Origin of the sequence: Acinetobacter sp. CIP 51.11 (assembly GCF_000369665.1) — a bacterium.
Lineage (GTDB): Bacteria > Pseudomonadota > Gammaproteobacteria > Pseudomonadales > Moraxellaceae > Acinetobacter > Acinetobacter lwoffii_S.
In genome coordinates, this window is the sequence record NZ_KB850129.1 from 1,239,096 (window position 1) to 1,257,978 (window position 18,883).

Annotated in this window: 13 protein-coding genes; 6 read left to right on the forward strand and 7 right to left on the reverse strand. The window is 42.2% G+C overall.

The window, feature by feature from the left end; all coding sequences use genetic code 11:
- Positions 1-176: 176 nt before the first annotated feature.
- Positions 177-2,783, reverse strand: coding sequence for an aminopeptidase N (gene pepN, locus F894_RS09605; RefSeq protein WP_005247300.1), 2,607 nt, complete (start codon positions 2,781-2,783; stop codon positions 177-179).
- Between the two features lie 361 nt (positions 2,784-3,144).
- Here pepN and F894_RS09610 point away from each other — a divergent pair, with 361 nt between their 5' ends.
- From F894_RS09610 to thiM, 3 genes are all read left to right on the forward strand, one after another.
- Positions 3,145-3,402 (forward strand): hypothetical protein, encoded by a 258-nt coding sequence (locus F894_RS09610; protein WP_004278839.1) that lies wholly within the window; start codon positions 3,145-3,147, stop codon positions 3,400-3,402.
- Positions 3,403-3,563: 161 nt separating this feature from the next.
- A complete protein-coding gene (locus tag F894_RS09615; RefSeq protein WP_005106588.1) occupies positions 3,564-4,724 on the forward strand; it encodes a hypothetical protein in 1,161 nt (386 codons plus the stop codon).
- Positions 4,725-4,755: 31 nt separating this feature from the next.
- Entirely contained in the window at positions 4,756-5,604 is an 849-nt protein-coding gene (gene thiM, locus F894_RS09620; protein ID WP_005247302.1) for a hydroxyethylthiazole kinase, read from the forward strand.
- Between the two features lie 570 nt (positions 5,605-6,174).
- On the opposite strand, the gene F894_RS09625 is transcribed toward thiM, so the two are convergent.
- On the reverse strand, positions 6,175-7,698 hold the full coding sequence (locus F894_RS09625; protein WP_005247303.1) for a TerC family protein: 1,524 nt from the start codon (positions 7,696-7,698) through the stop codon (positions 6,175-6,177).
- Positions 7,699-8,440: 742 nt separating this feature from the next.
- On the opposite strand from F894_RS09625, the gene F894_RS09630 reads away from it, so the two are divergent.
- Positions 8,441-8,905, forward strand: a complete 465-nt coding sequence (locus F894_RS09630; protein ID WP_004278843.1) for a MarR family winged helix-turn-helix transcriptional regulator — start codon at positions 8,441-8,443, stop codon at positions 8,903-8,905.
- A 77-nt stretch (positions 8,906-8,982) separates the two neighbouring features.
- Here the strand turns inward: F894_RS09630 and F894_RS09635 are convergent, their stop codons facing one another.
- The 5 genes from F894_RS09635 to F894_RS09655 form a co-directional block, all read right to left on the reverse strand.
- Positions 8,983-9,645 (reverse strand): SOS response-associated peptidase family protein, encoded by a 663-nt coding sequence (locus F894_RS09635; RefSeq protein WP_005247305.1) that lies wholly within the window; start codon positions 9,643-9,645, stop codon positions 8,983-8,985.
- A gap of 92 nt (positions 9,646-9,737) precedes the next feature.
- The gene (locus F894_RS09640) at positions 9,738-11,186 is read right to left on the reverse strand and encodes an aldehyde dehydrogenase family protein (RefSeq protein WP_005247307.1); all 1,449 of its coding nucleotides are present in this window, start codon (positions 11,184-11,186) and stop codon (positions 9,738-9,740) included.
- A gap of 128 nt (positions 11,187-11,314) precedes the next feature.
- Positions 11,315-13,480, reverse strand: a complete 2,166-nt coding sequence (locus F894_RS09645) for a malate synthase G (RefSeq protein WP_005247308.1) — start codon at positions 13,478-13,480, stop codon at positions 11,315-11,317.
- Between the two features lie 366 nt (positions 13,481-13,846).
- Positions 13,847-14,998, reverse strand: coding sequence for a cell division protein ZapE (gene zapE, locus F894_RS09650; RefSeq protein WP_005247309.1), 1,152 nt, complete (start codon positions 14,996-14,998; stop codon positions 13,847-13,849).
- Between the two features lie 84 nt (positions 14,999-15,082).
- Complete coding sequence (locus F894_RS09655; protein ID WP_005247310.1) at positions 15,083-16,090, reverse strand: helix-turn-helix domain-containing protein; 1,008 nt, start codon at positions 16,088-16,090, stop codon at positions 15,083-15,085.
- Positions 16,091-16,234: 144 nt separating this feature from the next.
- On the opposite strand from F894_RS09655, the gene F894_RS09660 reads away from it, so the two are divergent.
- On the forward strand, positions 16,235-17,620 hold the full coding sequence (locus F894_RS09660; RefSeq protein ID WP_005247312.1) for a flavin-containing monooxygenase: 1,386 nt from the start codon (positions 16,235-16,237) through the stop codon (positions 17,618-17,620).
- Positions 17,621-17,688: 68 nt separating this feature from the next.
- Positions 17,689-18,597 (forward strand): LysO family transporter, encoded by a 909-nt coding sequence (locus F894_RS09665; RefSeq protein WP_005247313.1) that lies wholly within the window; start codon positions 17,689-17,691, stop codon positions 18,595-18,597.
- Positions 18,598-18,883 lie beyond the last annotated feature (286 nt).

Below are 18,883 nucleotides of genomic sequence, written 5' to 3' on the forward strand. Positions count from 1 at the left end.
TTACCTAGCTTACAGCTTAATAAACAAATACTCTTTTCCGTATAATCATACTGTAACACCCTTTAGTACTTACCTAAGCCTTTAGAGAAATTCAACTGTATTTAAAGCCAGCGTTTGAAATAAACAGGAAATAAAAAACCGGATCAGGTCGATCCGGTTTTTTATGAATATTGATGTTATACGCTGAGCATACTATTGAGTGTCTCAGACACATTTTTAGATTTAACCAGTGGCTTTAAGGTTTCAAGCTGTGCTTTCACTTCACTGCGTTGCGGTTCTGCCAAGGTATACCAGCGTGACAATACCTGTAGCAAACGTGAGCCTACAATCGGATTTTTCTCGTCCAGATATTTTGCCAGTCCAATAAAATGCTGCACGCCAAAGCTCCAGGTATTGACCGGATTAGCATTCAGCCCCCCGCTCACTGCACGGATACGGTTAGGCACAGCCAGATCATAATCCGGATGCTGGGTCAGATACGCAATCGTTGCATCCGTCGCTTTTGGATGTGCTGCCTGAACCATAAACCATTGGTCTAAAGACAAGGCTTCATCTTCAAAGCGGCTATAGAAATCTGCCAAAGCTTCTTCTGCTTGTGGTGCATCATTCCAGACCAAGATTTTCAGCGCACCCAAACGTTCAGACATATTCCCCGTGTGATATTGCTCATAGGCTAAATCAAAGGCAGATGCGTCTCCCTGACGAGCAATCATCGTCAGTATAATATTTCTTAAAGCACGCACACCCATCGCTTGTGAGAATTCAGATTGCAGATCAGGATCCAGACTAAGATAAGTTTCTTTCGCTGTTTCTCCAAAAGCACGTGCCAAGGTATGCAGCAAAGCCTCACGCTTTTCCTGAATCATGACCGGATTATAATCCTGATCAATACGGCTACCTAAATAACCTTCCGACGGTACATCAAACAGACGTGATGCCAACAGCGGATCTTTCTCAATCACATCCGGCAAGGTATTGAGCATAGCCTCGATATAAATTTCTGCAGGCTGGTCATCCAGCAAGATACGCTCGAGTAAGGTCTGAGTTGCTTGCCACTGGTTAAAACCATTGGTCTCGTATTGCAACAGGAAAGCCAGTTCTTTTTCTGAATAGTCAAAGTCCAGATTCACCGGTGCAGAGAAATTACGCAGCAAGGACACCACCGGTTTTGCTGTCACACCGCTAAATTCGATCGTGGCTTCATCCTGATCAAACAGATACACGCCATCTTTGACGCCATTTTCAAAGAGTGCCTCAGAGTTCAGCGTTAGCTGCTCACCGCTTTCAGCATCAAACAATGCCAAAGCCACTGGAATTGGAACTGCTTTCAGATTCGGGTATTTGGCATGCGGTTTCAGGCTTTGCTTGAAGTGAAGACGATAGATTTGGGTCTCAACATCGTACTCAGCTTTTACTTGCAATTTAGGCGTACCTGGCTGGTTGTACCAGGTCAGGAAGTTTGAAAGATCCACACCTGAACCTGCTGTAAGCGCGGCCACCCAATCCTCAACTGTTACCGCCTGACCATCATGACGGCGGAAATATTCATCGGTTCCCTGACGGAATTTTTCCTTGCCAAGCAAGGTCGCCATCATGCGGTTAATTTCCGCACCTTTTTCATAAACAGTGGCAGTATAGAAGTTGTTAATTTCTACAAAATGATCCGGACGCGGTGGATGCGACAGCGGCCCTGAATCTTCCGGGAACTGATGCGCTTTGAGAACTGCTACATCATCAATACGTTGTACCGCAGCCGACTGTAAATCTTCCGAGAAAGACTGGTCACGGAATACAGTCAAGCCTTCTTTCAAACATAACTGGAACCAGTCACGACAGGTAATCCGGTTACCAGTCCAGTTATGGAAATATTCATGTGCAATGACTGACTGCACTCGCATGATTGCGGCATCAGTGGTGTACTCTTCATCGGCCAGCACGCATGAAGTATTGAAGATATTCAGACCTTTATTTTCCATGGCACCCATGTTGAATGCACTGGTCGCCACGATCATGTAGTTATCCAGATCATAAGGCAGACCATAATGCTCCTCATCCCAGCGCATGGAATGTTTGAGCGCTTCCATGGCGATTTTGCATTTTGGAATATCTTTTTCTTCTGCATAGATTTCCAGAGCTACATTGCGGCCTTCCGATGTGACATAAGAATCTTTCATCACTGCCAAATCACCAATGACACAGGCGAACAAATAGCTCGGTTTCTTGGTCGGATCCTGCCAGATGGCATAATGACGATTGGCATCGACTTCACCTGTTTCCAGCAGGTTACCATTTGCAAGCAAAACCGGATATTTCTTATCTGCTTCGACACGCGTCGTAAAGACCGACAACACATCTGGACGGTCTGGATAGAAAGTAATTTTACGGAACCCTTCTGGTTCATTTTGGGTCACAAACAGATCTGAACTGGCCTGATATAAACCTTCCAGCATCGTATTACTTTCAGGGTGGATTTTAACCACAATTTCAAGCAACACTTGATCAGGTGCATTGGCAATGACCAGCTGTTCAGCATCCAAGTGGTAGTCACTGGCATTCAGGGTTTGACCATTTAACTTAATCGATTGCAGCTCTAGATCGCGGCCAAGCAGAACCAGATCGCCAGCAGTTTGGCGCTGCATCTCCAGCTTGCTGCTGACCAGACTGTGGTCACTATAGACTTGAATATTCAGGTCGATGGAATCAACAATAAAGGAAGGTTTTTGATAGTCTTTTAAATAAATGGTTTGATCCGCTTCGATCACCGGGTTTGCCGCAATATTCATGTCCTGTCCTAATCTTTTATCGTGTTCGACATTGTTCATGTCAAAATCATACGCCAAGTTTTAAACGCTGTCTGTGCATTTGTATTGTTAGATCTAATATGGGCATTTCATGCACCACTTTCAATGCATTCTGCCTAATTGAGCAGCACTCGACTCTACATAAGAAATATCTGTGCCATAAAAATAGTCAGGATCATAATTTCTGACATTTTCATAAATAACTGATTTAAAAATATATAATTTTATTTGCTGAGTACCGAATAAATTCTGATTAATAAATGAGCATACTTCTTGCTACAGTTAAACTGTGTTTTTCCACACTTCCAATGAAAGAATAATGATAACGATGATGAGGTGAGCCATGTATTTAAAACAGCATGTTGTACGGATCGAAAATATCAAAACTTTGCAGACCCTGGATCAGGCCAATATTGACCATAAAGTGATTGCCCTGTTGATGAGCTGTGAAGGCATTCCGCTTCAGGCCCATGAAGTGACTGCCATTCTCAACACCTACGATGCACTCGGTGCCAAAAAAGTGCCCTCTAAAAAGGTTCAGGCCTTAATTCATGCCAAACACCGCGGCGAGGAGGACGACACATTACCCTGCCCGGTTTAAAAAACGTCATTTCATGTTTTTAAAATCAGAGCTACTTCGGTAGCTCTTCTCTTGTTTGGGTGACTAATTTTGATTTAGAAAAATTGCACCAGTCCACTACGTTTGCATCTCATCAGCCGTGTATAATCAAATGCCCTTCCATTCTAGAGTTGCTCGCGACCATGGTATTCAGTGTTCTGCAAAAACAGCTTGATGAAAGTACTCACTGCCCATTGTGTAAGGCATCGATGTATTGGATTGAGGCAGAACAATATGATCAGGAGCTGAGCTATCATGAATGCAGCCATTGCCAGCATCAGCTTTACTCCGATCAAAAGCACAATTGTTATTGCGAACAATGTCTGGCGCAGCGTAAACGCATGCTCAAGGAAGTCCGTTTACAGGAAAACCGTCAATATCATAAAAAGCAGGATCGGCCGGTTCTTGAGCTGAATCAGCTCAGTTTTATCAATAAACTGTTTTTACTTGCGATTCTGGATGAACAGGTGCAGGAATATAGCCAACACCGTGAATATATTGACTGGCATCAAATTCGATATTATTCCATCAGTCCCAACTATCTGTTCCAACATGGTCTGGTAAAAAGCCTGATCCGGGATCAGGTTCTGATTCCCAAAGATCTCCAGCAGGAAAATCAGCATTATTATATTAATGTGCGACTGGATGGTTATTCTGAACCGACCCTGTTCAGTATCACCCAGCAGCTGCGCAACTGGTTTTATCAAAACCTGAGCCAAGGTGTGCCCTTTAAAAGTGCAGATGAAGTCAAAGATGCACTCTATTGCCTGCTATATGAAGAAATCATTCAGTTTGCCCAATTCTATTGCCGTAGCTGGAATGTGCAAATTGCCGGAAATCAGAGCTTTCAGACCTTTTGCTATCGTCTTTTGGATGTACTGGCTGTGGGTCAGATTTATTATCTGGTGCAGACCGGGCTGGAATATCTATATAAACAAAAAGCCCTCAAGCCCCGCAATGAAAACTTTATTAATACCAATCTGCTGAAAAAAACCTTGCAGCAGTACCGCGAACGTTCAGTTACAGAAAAATGGGAAACCTCTACCCTGCCGCGTCCACCGCAACTGGCATTCAGCAAGATGAGCGAAATCCTGTTTTATCGGTTTTTGGGCTATGATGAAAATATCTTCTTTCAGCCGGTGTGGCGTTCGTGGCACAAGATCGAACCTCGCCTGAAATTCTATTCCCAAAAACGTTGTATGCATTGCGGCTCACAGGAACTGTCGGTGGATTATGATGCCAGTGACTATGTCAGCCTGTTCTGTCGTAGCTGCAAGCATCAAGACCATTATTTTACCCGCTGACCGAATACAACGAATCTTTCTCTTATTCTAAATGACCATTATGACGACTTCTACGCAAGCACTACAGCAAACGCTTCTGGATCAGATCTGTGAGGCCTGGTTGAAACTTCAGCAACAGCAGCCCCTGGTGCATATCATGACCAATACGGTGGCCAGCAACTATGTCGCCAATATTGTACTGGCTGCGCATGCTTCTCCGGCCATGATCGACAATCCGTTTGAAGCTGAAAGTTTTGCCAAGATTGCAGCAGCGATCAGTCTGAATCTGGGTACACCAACCACCGAGCAAGTTCAGGCGATGCAGATTGCTGCGAAAACTGCACATCAATTGCAAAAACCGTGGGTGCTTGATCCGGTCGGTTATGGAACAGTTCTGCACTGGCGTTCTGGCATCGTAGATCAGTTGATGCATTCCCAACCTACGATTTTACGAGGCAATGCTTCTGAAATTGGTGCCTTGGCCGGTAAACAGATTGAGTCCAAGGGTGTAGACAGCACGGTAGACAGCGCAGATGTTTATTTACAGGCGCAAACTTTGCTGGATTATTGTGAATGTATCGCGATCTCCGGTGAATCCGATTACATTATTTCTAGAGACTACCCTGTGATACAGGTGTCAGGCGGTTCTGCTTTACAGCCCCGAATCACGGCGATGGGATGTGCGCTCGGTGCACTGATTGCTGCATATAGTGCAGTAACGTCTCCCGTCCTTGCTGCATTGACTGCGCATGTACATTTTGCAATTGCCGGTCAATTGGCATTTGAACGTGCGCAACAGTTAGGCTGTTTTAATGTCGCCTTTCTGGATGAAATCCATCAACTCAATACTGAAACAATCCGACAATACGCCAACTTTAAAATTCTGCCAGAATCCATTTAGTTTACGGGTCACTTCATGGGTGTTTATTCTCTTTAATAGATAAACATCCCTATTTAGATTGATCCTACTCATTTGCTTTATTGACCTCATTAGAAATGTTCTGCCTAGCTCTTTCGGAGATCATTTTTGAGTAGTTTTATTCTGAACTGAGTAGGCTTTATACAACTTATCTAGTGATTTCCACACAAACGGTTTCCATTTTACTTAAGATCTGTTTGCATCACGCAAATCTAGTTCATGTGAATTGTAGTTCAATTTTTTGTCAGTATTTAAATATGACTTTTAAGTTTTGATTAACAGGTTACATAAATCAATATTTAAAGCCTGATCATGCTTATTTTTGATTGCTGACTTGACTTTTTCGGCTTCAAAATCTCACTGCAATATCCGGATATTCAGCTCAATCGGGAACATGACTAATAGTATGAATAAACTGATAAAAATCAGTTTAAACGAAGGCTCATATTATTTTAATGAGCCACATTCAACAGACATGCATTAAAAAAGCCAGCTGCCACTAAAGCAACTGACTTTTAGAATTTGAACAAATAACGTGTTTAAAACACCTGTTTAACCTACGTAATGAATGCTGACCGACTTGATACGATTGCTTTCAATTTCAGTGACTTTGAACTGCACACCTTGATAATTTAACTCGGTGCCCACTTCAACCGTACTGTTGGTTTTATCCAGAATCAAACCCGCCACACTGATATAACCGGCATCTTCATCAATCAGATCAATCATGCCAAGCTCAAGCTCAAGCTGATAAAGATCTAACATGCCCGATGCAATCCAGTGCGTATCATCGATTTTAACTAGATCTAGCTGTTCGTCTGCATCCGGGAATTCACCAGCAATTGCTTCAAATACATCTAGCGGTGAAATCAGACCCTGTACATTACCAAACTCGTCACTCACCAAGACCAAAGAACCTTTAGAAGTACGCAAGGTATTAATCGCGTCAATAACTTTCATCTTTTCAAAGATATAAATTGGGCGATGACGTTTAATCAGTGCTTTTAATTCTTCCGGCTCTTCCAGTACATCCAATAATTCTTTGGCACGTACTACGCTAATCACCTTATCTAGGCTACCGCGACATACCGGGAACAGACTGTGTGGAACAGACAGAATTTTTTCACGGATCTGTTCTGGGCTATCTTCCAGATCAACCCATGAAATCTGACCGCGCGGCGTCATGATCGAAGCGACTGAACGCTCTGCAAGGGTAAGCACCCCACCAATCATATAGCGTTCTTCATCTGCAAAGGTTTCTTGTGCCTGATTATTTTGACTGTCGGTCGTCTCTAGCTTGCCACCCATTAACTTCAGGATCGAGTCAGCCGTACGATGACGCAAAGGAATCTTGGATTCATGTTTAGCAGCATTACGCTGACCGAACTGGTTGAATGCTTCGATTATGATCGCAACACCAATACCTGAATAGATATAGCCTTTTGGAATATGGAAACCAAAACCTTCTGCAATCAGGCTGATACCAATCAAAAGTAGGAAGCTTAAACACAGAATCACCACGGTTGGATGGCGATTCACAAAGTTGGTCAATGGTTTCGATGCCAGTAGCATCACGCCCATTGCGACAATCATGGCAGCCATCATGACATAAATATTGTCGACCATACCAATGGCGGTAATCACTGAATCTAAAGAGAAAACAGCATCTAAAACAACAATCTGTGCAACAACAGCAGTGAAACTTGCATATACCACATTGGTAGACACTGTGACTTCAGGTTTACCTTCAATCTTTTCATGCAGCTCAGTAACGGCCTTATACACCAGGAACAAGCCACCAAATAACAAGATCAGGTCCCGACCGGAGAAGGTCCAGTCAAACACAGTAATCAATGGTTGTGTCAAAGTGACCAACCAGGCAATGGCAAATAACAGGCCTAGACGCATGAATAATGCGAGAGACAAACCAATAACACGTGCTTTATCGCGTTGTTCAGGAGGAAGTTTTTCAGCCAGAATGGCAATGAAGACTAGGTTATCAATACCTAAAACAATTTCAAGAATAATAAGAGTAATTAAACCTACCCAGATTCCGGGATCTAATAAAAATTCCATTAGAGAATGACCCCGTTCGAGTAAGCTAGAAATAGAGATGGAAGATCAACGCACGGCGAGGGATCCATTAAAATTTAACCTATGCAACTTAAGACTATTCCATTATGCATAAACTGAGTATTTTGTAATGTATTAATTTACAAAAAAATTACATGATCATGATTTTATTGAGACTTTTATGATCAACTGATTGATGCTGAAACTGATTAATTTTAATTTTTTCTACATCATTTATTCGAATTGAATTAAAAATAAACAGAATTTAGTTTGATTAGACCATTACTTTTAAGGTCACTTAAAGATTAGAGCATAAACTATTTTTTTATTGAAAGAACAATCACTTAAAAATATAGCTGTAAATAATCATTTACTATATTGACTAAAACCACTCAATCACCCTATATTTCTTAAATCGATTAATTTATTGAAATACAATTATTTGCATTAAAACCTATTCAGACAGGCTGCTTAAGAACAATAAAAAGTCTTGGAAAACATTTCTACTCACGAAATACATAATGAGGAATTAAATTTATACAAAATATTATCGCCTTTCATCCGATTTTAAAGAACAATCTTCGCGCCAGATAAGGCTCACATGCAGAACTGATCAACTCCTTGGGATGTTAAGCAAAACTAAAAAGTGTTAGCGCTTTAACATTTTTAAAATAAAGGTTGAAATATGCATAAACTTTTTCATAAAATGAACGGGCCCTAGAAAAATAAATACAAGGAACATTTCATGACTAAGAAATATGCAAAATTTTTGCCGTGTACGGAAGAATTTAATTTAGAAAACTTTCCATATTATTGGGTAACTCAGGTTCATGCTCAATACGTCGTTAATGTCGATCATGCACTAAAAAAGTATGGTGTTGACAATTCCCGCCGCCGCATCCTTCTTGCACTAAAAGCCAAACCGCATGCCAGTGTTTCTGATTTGTCAGAGATGGTTGTTTCTAAAATGTCGACCACGACTAAAATTGTCTACCGCTTAAAAGACGAAGGTCTGGTTGAAACCTATTCATGTGAGGATGACGCACGGATTACCCGAGTATTTTTGACTGACAAAGGCATGCAAATGACACATAAGATCAATGATCTGACCAATGTCGTACTGGAACAGTCATTTGAAGGCCTGACGCCTTTGCAAATTGAAAAAACCATGGAAAGTTTACGTCATATTTTCAAAAATTTAGCTCGTTAAAGACCTACTTTTTATTTTAAATAGACGCTGGCGAATTGGCGCATACTTTATAATAATAAATAATTCGCCAGAGCTTTCTAAAAATCAAAAAAGTTCAGTTGTGGACTGACTTTTTTGATTTTTTCTTTTGGTACATGTGAGCATTCAAAATCTTCTACCGGAAAGCCCTCTACAAAGCTACGAATATCCGGATGCCTTAGCGTTAGCCATTCTTGCAGTCGCTGCTGTGGAATCACAATAACCGAGCGTTTGATATTACCCGGCTCATGAAACTCCTTCATCATGGGATGGTCAATTGCATCCATGGTAATCATACTGGCAGAGCGTACAATTTCCCCTTGTACCCGAGCAATCTCATACACAGCTGCAATAAAAGTCGCCTGACCATCTTTACGTCTTACACCCCAACGCTGCGGTTTATTGTCAAAATATTTGGACTCATAAAATTCCGATACCGGAATGACGCCAAAATGACATTTGGCAGTGGCCTCAGCAAAAGTGGGCTTTTGCAGTAAGGTTTCATTTCTGGCGTTATAGGTCTTGGTGCCTATAGTTTTGTCTTCTGCCCATTTCGGAATGAGTCCAAAATTCACAGAACGCCATTCCAGTCCTTGAGCTGAATGAAATAAAAGCGGTGTAGCATAATTGGGATAGACCTCCTCTGGATATTCAAAAGGAATTTCTGGCAATCCCAGATTATGCAACTGCTCTAAGGTTAAAGGCTTAAAATTGGCGCACATGGTTCATATATGTAAATCATTCGACCATCAGATTATACCGTGATGCCAAGTCGAAGCCTGTCGTATTTCTATAGTTTTAGGCGCGTTGACTGTTATGAATTCGGGACAGTCAGCCAATGTGTCCGGGTAAATTCCTCAAAAATCCAGCGGCCATTAAAACGACCCAATCCTGAATTTTTCTCGCCGCCAAAGGGTGCATTTGACTGATCTGCAACACTAATACCATTAATATGCGTCATACCAATATCCAGTTGTGCGGCAAAAGCAGTGCCTCGCTCGATGTTTGAAGTACATACTGCGCTGGATAAACCAAACTCGGTCGCATTGGCCAGATTTAAAGCATGTGCTTCATCCCGGGCTTTTAAGATAGGTAAAATTGGACCGAAGCTTTCCTGCTGCGCCAGATCGGAATCTTCCGCGACATCAATAAAAATATGTGGATAGACCAGATTCCCTTCAATTCCTCCTTCATACACCAGTTGCGCGCTCTGCTCACTGCCTGTTTGAATGATCTGTTGATGCTTTTCAACCTGACTCTGGTTAATGATCGGACCGATCACGGTATCTTCCAGATTTGGATCACCCACCGGAATCATTTTGATCCGATCCAGAAGCTTATCTACGTAAGCATCATGAATAGAGGTATCAACAATGACCCGGTTAGTACTCATGCAAATTTGTCCCTGATGCATAAAACGCCCCATCAGCGTTAGTTCAACCGCAAGATCAAGATCGGCATCATCCAGAATGACCAAAGGTGCATTGCCACCCAGTTCGAGTGCCAGACGCTTGATTCGGGAACTGGCCAAGGCTTTACTGCCTACACTTTTCCCCACTTCAGTCGAACCGGTAAATGAAATCATTTTCGGCACTGAATGCTCAACAAAATAATCCCCGATTTCACTGCCAGCACCGGCAACAATATTCAGTGCACCTGCAGGCAAACCTGCCTCTTCAAATAATTTACCGATTAAGGTGCCGCCAGTCACTGGTGTATCACTGGCTGGCTTCAGCACAACGGTATTACCACAGGCAATTGCAGTTGCCACTGAACGTAAGGATAAATGAAATGGAAAGTTCCATGGACTAATGACAGCAATCACGCCTAAGGGCTTGCGCAAAACCATACTTTTACGTGCCGGATCCTTACTTTCCAGCTGTTCTGTTTGGATCCAGTCTGGAAAAGCCAGACTTTCCTGAATGATGCCCAGAGCAGCATCCACCTCAACGCCGGCTTTAATGCGCGTACTGCCTGATTCAATAATGAGCCAGTCAATGATTTCGTCCCGACGCTGCTGAATGATCGCGATTAAATTTTGCAGCACTGTTTTACGTACTTCAATGGATTTCAAGCCCCCCTGCTGGAAAGCCTGCTCTGCTGCGGTATAAGCACTGTCGACATCGACAGAACTGGCAGCTGGCATACTAAAAATTTCGCTCTGGGTATAGGGGTTGATATTTTTTATTGTTCTGGTTGAAGTACCGGCTTGCCACTGACCATGAATAAACTGCTGGTCTAAATTTTGATATACCGTTGTCATTTTATTGTTTCCTCGCATGCTTTGCCCCACTTTAAAAGTTCGGCTGGAAAATTTCTAGTCAGAACGACAGCGGCTTACCATTAGACAATAAAAAAGCCTCCGAAGAGGCTTTTTTAAGCTAGACAGGATTAATCACCTGTATAACCTTTTAACTTTAAACGCGCTGCATGTAGAAGCGGCTCGGTATAACCTGATGGCTGCTCACCACCTTTAAAGATCAGGTCAGATGCTGCCTGGAATGCAATATTGTTGGCAAAGTCAGCAGACATTGGTGTATACAGTGGATCATTGGCATTTTGCTCATCCACAATTTTCGCCATACGTTGCATGACTTCTTCTACCTGTTCACGACTTACGATACCGTGACGCAACCAGTTCGCAACATGTTGTGAAGAAATACGTAAAGTCGCACGGTCTTCCATTAAACCGACATCATTGATGTCTGGAACTTTAGAACAACCTACACCCAAATCTACCCAGCGAACTACATAACCTAAAATACCTTGACAGTTATTTTCGAGTTCTTTGGTTTTTTCTTCTTCAGACCAGTTAGTGTCTTTCGCCAATGGTGGTGTCAACAAATCATCTAGAGATAAAGGCTGAGTCGACAATAATTCTTGCTGACGGTCTGCAACATTAATCTGGTGATAGTGAATCGCGTGAATCACCGCACCTGTAGGTGATGGAACCCATGCACAGCTCGCACCCGCTTCAGGATGTTCAGTTTTGGTTTTGTACATGTCAAGCAGCATGTCTGGCTTTGGCCACATGCCTTTACCGATTTGTGCTTTACCACGTAAACCTGCTTGCAGACCAATCATCACGTTACGGTTTTCATAAGCCGGGAACCAGATTTGGCCTTTTACTTCGCCTTTACGAACGAATGGACCAGCTTCCATAAAGGTATGGATTTCATCGCCGGTACGGTCCATGAAACCTGTATTGATGAAGATCGTACGATCTTTGGCTTGTGCAATACAGTTCTTCAAGTTCACAGAAGTACGGCGTTCTTCATCCATAATCCCGATTTTTAAAGTTTTTGCAGATAAGCCAAGTGCCTGTTCTGCACGTTCAAACAATTCAACGGCAAATGCCACTTCTTCAGGACCATGCATTTTCGGCTTAACGATATACATTGAACCTTGACGCGAGTTCTTGATCGTGTTTTCACCTTTGATGTCTGCAAAAGACAACAATGGCGTAACCAATGCATCCATGATGCCTTCATAGATTTCTGCGCCATCTACCAGAATCGCAGGGTTTGTCATTAAATGACCAACATTACGCAGCAACATCAATGAACGGCCGTGAACTTTAGTTTCACCACCTTCTACATTTTTGAAAGTACGGTCTTCATTCAGTTTACGGGTAACAGTTTTACCGTTTTTCTCAATAGACTCTTCTAAAGTACCTTTCATCAGGCCTAACCAGTTACGGTAGCCTTCTACTTTCTCTTCAGCATCAACAGCTGCAATCGAGTCTTCCAAGTCCTGAATGGTCGTAACCGCAGCTTCAAGAACTACATCTTTTACACCAGCGGCATCAGTTTGGCCAATCGGGCTGCTGGCATCAATTTGCACAATAGCGTGCAGGCCATTATTTTTAAATACGATTTCAGTCGGTGCTGAAGCTTCGCCATTGTAGCCAACGAATTTAGCTGCATCTGCCACAGTTGTTTTTGAACCGTCTTTTAGGGTAACAACCAGTGCATTAGCTTCAACTGCGTATTGAGTTGCATCTGCATGCGAACCTTGTGCCAATGGGAAAGTTTCGTCGAGGAAACTCTTTGCAAATGCGACAACTTTTTCACCACGTTTCGGGTTATAGCCTTTGCCTTTTTCCGCGCCATCTTCTTCAGAGATGACATCGAAGCCATAAAGTGCATCGTACAAAGAACCCCAACGTGCGTTTGCAGCGTTCAAGCAGTAACGTGCATTACGTACTGGTACCACCAACTGTGGACCTGCCAGTATTGCAATTTCTTCATCTACATTTTCAGTGCTGATTTGAAAATCTTCTACTTCTGGTAACAAGTAGCCAATTTCAGTCAAGAAAGCTTTGTAAGCTTGTAATTCAAATGTGTTATTGCGGTGCCATTCATCAATTTTCGCCTGAATGTCATCACGCTTAGCCAAAAGTGCTTTATTTTTAGGGCTAAGATCAACAACGACTTGTTCAAAGTTTTTCCAGTATGTTTCGCTGTCTAAACCAGAACCTGGTAGTGCTTCATTTTCGATGAAATCGTAAAGTTCTTTAGCAATCGCTAACTTGCCTTTTTGAATACGTGCAGTCATTGTCTTTCCTGATATTGCTACTTTTTATACAAGAGATTCTAGTATACCGATTAAAATCTAGCTGAATAGTATTATCACATTGCTAAATACTGAGCATTTTTTCTAATATGAATACCCTCATAAACATATTTGATCTTTCTCAGTTACAAATAGATATCATTCTGCTAAATACCCTAATGACAGTGTATAAAGTTTTCGAAATGTAGAAATTAGACTTAAGTTCAGATTTTCGAGTAAAAATTATGCATTCTAGTTATACACGATCACATTTAGACCAAGATTAAGCCATGTTTAATCAGGCTTGTCGATAATTTAAGTCCCTATTTTTATAAAAAAAGCGCTGGTAAATGACCAGCGCTTTTATTCTTAGTCTCCGTTCACGGAGGCGATTTTCTCAATCTGGCGATGTTCAGAATTCAGGTATTCATCCGACTGCATTTCCAGCAAACGGGAACGGGTCCGTTCAATTTCAAAGGCCAGTTTTTCACCCTGGTAAATATCCACGATATTATCTTCTGAGGTTAAGAGTAACTTGACGCCACGGTCATAAAATTCATCGACCAGATAAATAAAACGGCGCGTTCCATCATTCAGGAAATCGGTCAGGTGTGGCACATTACTCACCAAAACCGTATTATAAATATTGGCGATTTCAATAAAATCAGCCGGACTGCGTGGCTTTAAACACAGTTCAGAAAATTCACACCACAATACATCTTCAGTATGTGACACGGTTTCAACAATACGGTTGTTGATAATAATCGGCTCTTCAGAACAGGTCTGAGTCTGGGTCAAAGCGCTAAAACGTTGAGCAATCCAGTTTTTATGATCATGCGTTAACGGGAATTTAAACAATTGTGCCTGTTTTAGAACCCGTAGACGGTAATCGACTCCGGCATCAACATTTAAGACCACACAGTTTTTCTTGACCAGTTCGATGGTAGGCATAAAACGGTCACGGTGAATGCCGTTCTTATATAAACCGTCCGGTGCGATATTCGAAGTAGCGACCAAGGTGATACCACGTTCAAACAGCTTCTGGAACAGATCGCTCAGGATCATTGCATCCGTCACGTTAGACACAAAAAATTCATCAAAACAGATGATGACCGCTTCTTTATAAATTCGATCCGCCACGATATCTAGCGGATTACGCTGTCCGGATAATTTGTTTAACTCACGATGCACATGCTGCATAAAATGGTGAAAATGCATCCGGGTTTTACGGCGAAACGGAATCGAATCGTAAAACTGATCCATTAACCAAGTTTTTCCACGCCCCACACCACCCCACATGTACACCCCTTTCGGAGATGTCTGACGGCGAAAGCGGCGAAATGCTTTTTTCGATGCCTTAAAACGCTGAATCAATTCCAGCCAGACACGATTCAGTTCATGTACTGCCATTGCCTGTGCTTCATCAGGCATAAACTGTCCCGAAGAGATCGCTTGTGCATAACGTTCTGCAGGAGAAATCGGACTAAAAGCGGTGCTGTGCTGTGAATTAAAATCGGACATAGAATTTCGTACTATTTGGGATCAATTTAATTATAGCGGAGTTTAATCAACACGCTATAACACTTTGGCATAAACTAACTTAGGCTATTTTATATATTGCCGAGGACTTTGCCCAAACCAGCGTTTAAAGGCATGGTTAAAAGCGGCCGGCTCGGAATAGCCTAATAATTCTGCAATCATTTCAATCGAATACTGTTTATATTCAATCAGTCGCAAAGCCTTATCTTTAATAATTTCTTCGCGAATCTGCTTATAACTGGTATCACACTGCTGTAACTGATGCCGCAAGGTTCGTTCCGGAATATTCAACGCCTGTGCCGTTTCAGCCATGCTCGGCATCAGGCCGCTTTGGATTTCCAGATAATCCTGCACACGCTGCACCACAGTCGGCGTCTGCTCATCCTGTTGCAAACGCTCCAGTTCAGCCAGACATTTGGCTTCATAGACAGCAAAAGTGACCGCATCTGCAGAAGGAATTTTAATATCCAACACTGCTTCATCAAACCAGAATGCTGCCCGAGATGCATCAAACTGTACCTGTGTTCCATAATAATCATGATAGACCTTTAAGGTATTCAGATCTTCTGGATAGGCAAATGGCAACTCGATCCGCAAATCAGGTTTGGATAAGCCCATCAATTTGTAGATTTCCCGGATAAACTTAAACGTTCCGGAAATCTCTGCCTGTGCCAGCAGCATACCCAAATGATCATCCTGCTGCTTTGCTCGATAACACAGCGCGCTATGATGCTCGCTTTGCTGCAAGGCCAACTGACCGGTCAAATGCGTCAACTGCTGAAAACGGATCACCTGATTCAGTGCATCGCGTACTGTAGGACTGGTCACCAGCAACATGAGTAAGGGACCATAACCTGCCAAAGCATAATGCTGGCCAATCAATAATCCCTGTTCAGGTTGGATTTCCTGTCCCACCACCTTAAGCACATCATGTTCCAGACTAGGGTGAATGACCGAGCTTGGATCAAAGGCATCTACACGCAGCCCAATGTTTTGCAGTTTCTGATCGACCTCCATGCCAGCCTTGCGCATTCCTTGAATCAAATACATCAGACTGAGAACAGAACGTTTCATAACCATACAAATACAATGTGATTATTCTAGTTGTACTATAAAAATAATGTGTCGGCTATTGCCGTTTAGATCAATTTTCTATCTAATCATCAAGGAGCAAATTACGATAAATATCCAACATTAAAATAAGTAAGGAATTTACTGATGCTAGATTATGCCACCACTACACGTTCCCATCCCCATACTAAAGTTGCCATTATTGGAGCTAGTTGCGGAGGGATTGCCATGGCAATACGTTTACAACAGCATGGTATTTATGATTTTATTATTCTTGAAAAAGGTAACGATTTTGGCGGAACCTGGCGGGACAATCAGTACCCTGGAGCAGCCTGTGATGTGCAATCACATTTATATTCCTTGTCATTTGCACCGAAAAGCAATTGGTCCAAACGTTATGCGGAAGCACCCGAGATATTTTCTTATATTCAGGATCTGGTGACCGATTATAACCTGCGTGCTTTTTGCCGTTTAAATACCGAAGTACTGGCAGCACATTACCAGGCAGAACGCTGTCTATGGCAATTACAGCTACAGGATCAAAGTATCCTTGAAGCCCAGTTTGTTATATTCGCTTCCGGACCTTTACATATTCCGCAAATCCCAGATATTCTCGGTATTGAGAAATTCCAAGGCAAAGTCTTTCATTCTGCGCAATGGGATCACACTTATGACCCGACTGGCAAAAATGTCGCATCGATTGGAACAGGTGGCAGCGCCATTCAATATATTCCGGAAATTGCCCCGAAATGCAAACAACTGTATGTCATGCAACGTACTGCGGCTTGGGTCATTCCTCGGGATGAACGTGCCTACCCGAATCTTGAAAAGAAACTCTTTAAAAAATATGACTGGTTTAGAAAGCTACACCGTGCCCGCCTGTATTGGTCAAATGAATCGCGTGTGGTACCGATTGTCAAACCGGGCATTATGAAATTCACCCAAAAACTGGCAGAACTATTCATTAATGTGGAACTGGTGACCGAGAAGATTCAGGAACTGACTGAACACAGTATCATTACACAAGATAGAAAAGAGCGGCCGATTGACTGTCTGATTTATGGCACCGGATTCATTACCGATCCACGTATCTATATGAAGAATTTTCAATGTACCGGGCTTGATGGCGTAGAACTGAATGAAATGTGGAAACAAGGTGCTGAAAGCTATTATGGAATTTGCGTGAAAGACTTTCCAAACCTGTTTCAGTTACCGGGGCCAAATACCCTATTGGCACACAACTCTGTCATTTTTATGATTGAGGCACAAGTTGAATATATTTTGCAATTGATGCAACTGGTCGATCAATCCCAAAGTGATGCCATCATGGTCAAAGACCAGGCACAGGATGCATTTAATCAGCAGGTGCAACATATGTTTGAAAAGACTGTGTGGCAATCTGGCTGCGTCAGCTGGTATCAGCAGGAAGGCGGCAAGAACTTTGCCTTATGGCCAACTTATACCTGGAAATACTGGCTCAAAACAAAAAAGCCAAATGCCGCAGATTATCGATTATTGAATAAAGTCGCCTAAAAGCTTTTTACCATCTGACATCAAGCGGTGGCATAATTTATAGGTAATTTTTTCAATCCATTAAACTTATGCAATCGCTTTGGCTTATCTTTCAGCTTCTATTCTGTCTAGCACTCGGTTTTGCCATGGCAAAACGAATTCCGATTTCGATTATTAAAATCTGTTTCAAGCTATTGCCCTATTTTAGCTATGTTTTATTGATTGCAATTGCCTTTGAATTTTCACAACTGGTAGATGAATTACAGCATCCTCTCCAGATTTTGAGTACGTCAATTAGTATTGCCTTTCTAACCTCACTCGGCGCTTTTGCATTTTGTTACCTACTATTTAAATGGGCAGGTTTTCTTCCGAGTTCAGGCCGAGTCTCCGTCGACCTGGTACTTAAATCCTTGCTGAATATGAGCTATACTTTTTTAGCTCTCGCAGGTGGATATTGTTTACATGCGGGCTTGAATCTGTTTGATCTATCCGTGCAAATCAGCACCTGGCATTTGTTGCTGGTATTTATGTTCATGATTGGCCTGGATCTGGCTTATTCACCTTTAGATCGTTCCTGGTTAAATTTTAAAATTCTCTTAGTTCCGATTGGTTGTATTTTTGGTTCATTATTTGCAGTCATGCTTTATTCATTCTGGAATACAGACATCAGTCTAAAAGATTTGATCATGCTGTCACAAGGCTATGGATTTTACTCAATGTCAGGTGTTGTCGTAACAGAACTCAGAAATGCAGAACTCGGCAGTATCGCGCTAATGAATGACCTGTTTAGAGAAATTTTTGCCATCTTACTCATGTATTGTATGGGCTGGAGATACCCAAGATCCGCCATTTCCGCAGCGGGTGCAACTGCGATGGATGTGACTCTACCGATGGTTAAACAGGCCTGTGGGCATGATTTTATTCCACATGCCATGGTCAGTGGTTTTATTTTGTCACTGTTAGCACCAGTCATGGTGAGTGTACTGGCAGCGATTTAATTACTTTATCACTTTCTCAATCTCACTAAATTCCTCTTTTATAAAGAGGAACTCTCCTCCCTGATTCAGTTTAAAAGCAGAATTTTAAAACGAAGCACAAGCAAGTAGGCCGAGAGGGCTGACTAAAAACTTAAATCAATATCACTTAAGGCATCGCCTACTGTTTCAATAACATCCGAAGCAAGACTGATGGCATCAGATGCCAAACTGACCACATCGATCCCCGCTGTCCGATCTGCTGAGCTTGCCTGCTGTTGTTGCTATTCTTGTTGCTTAAGCTGTTCTG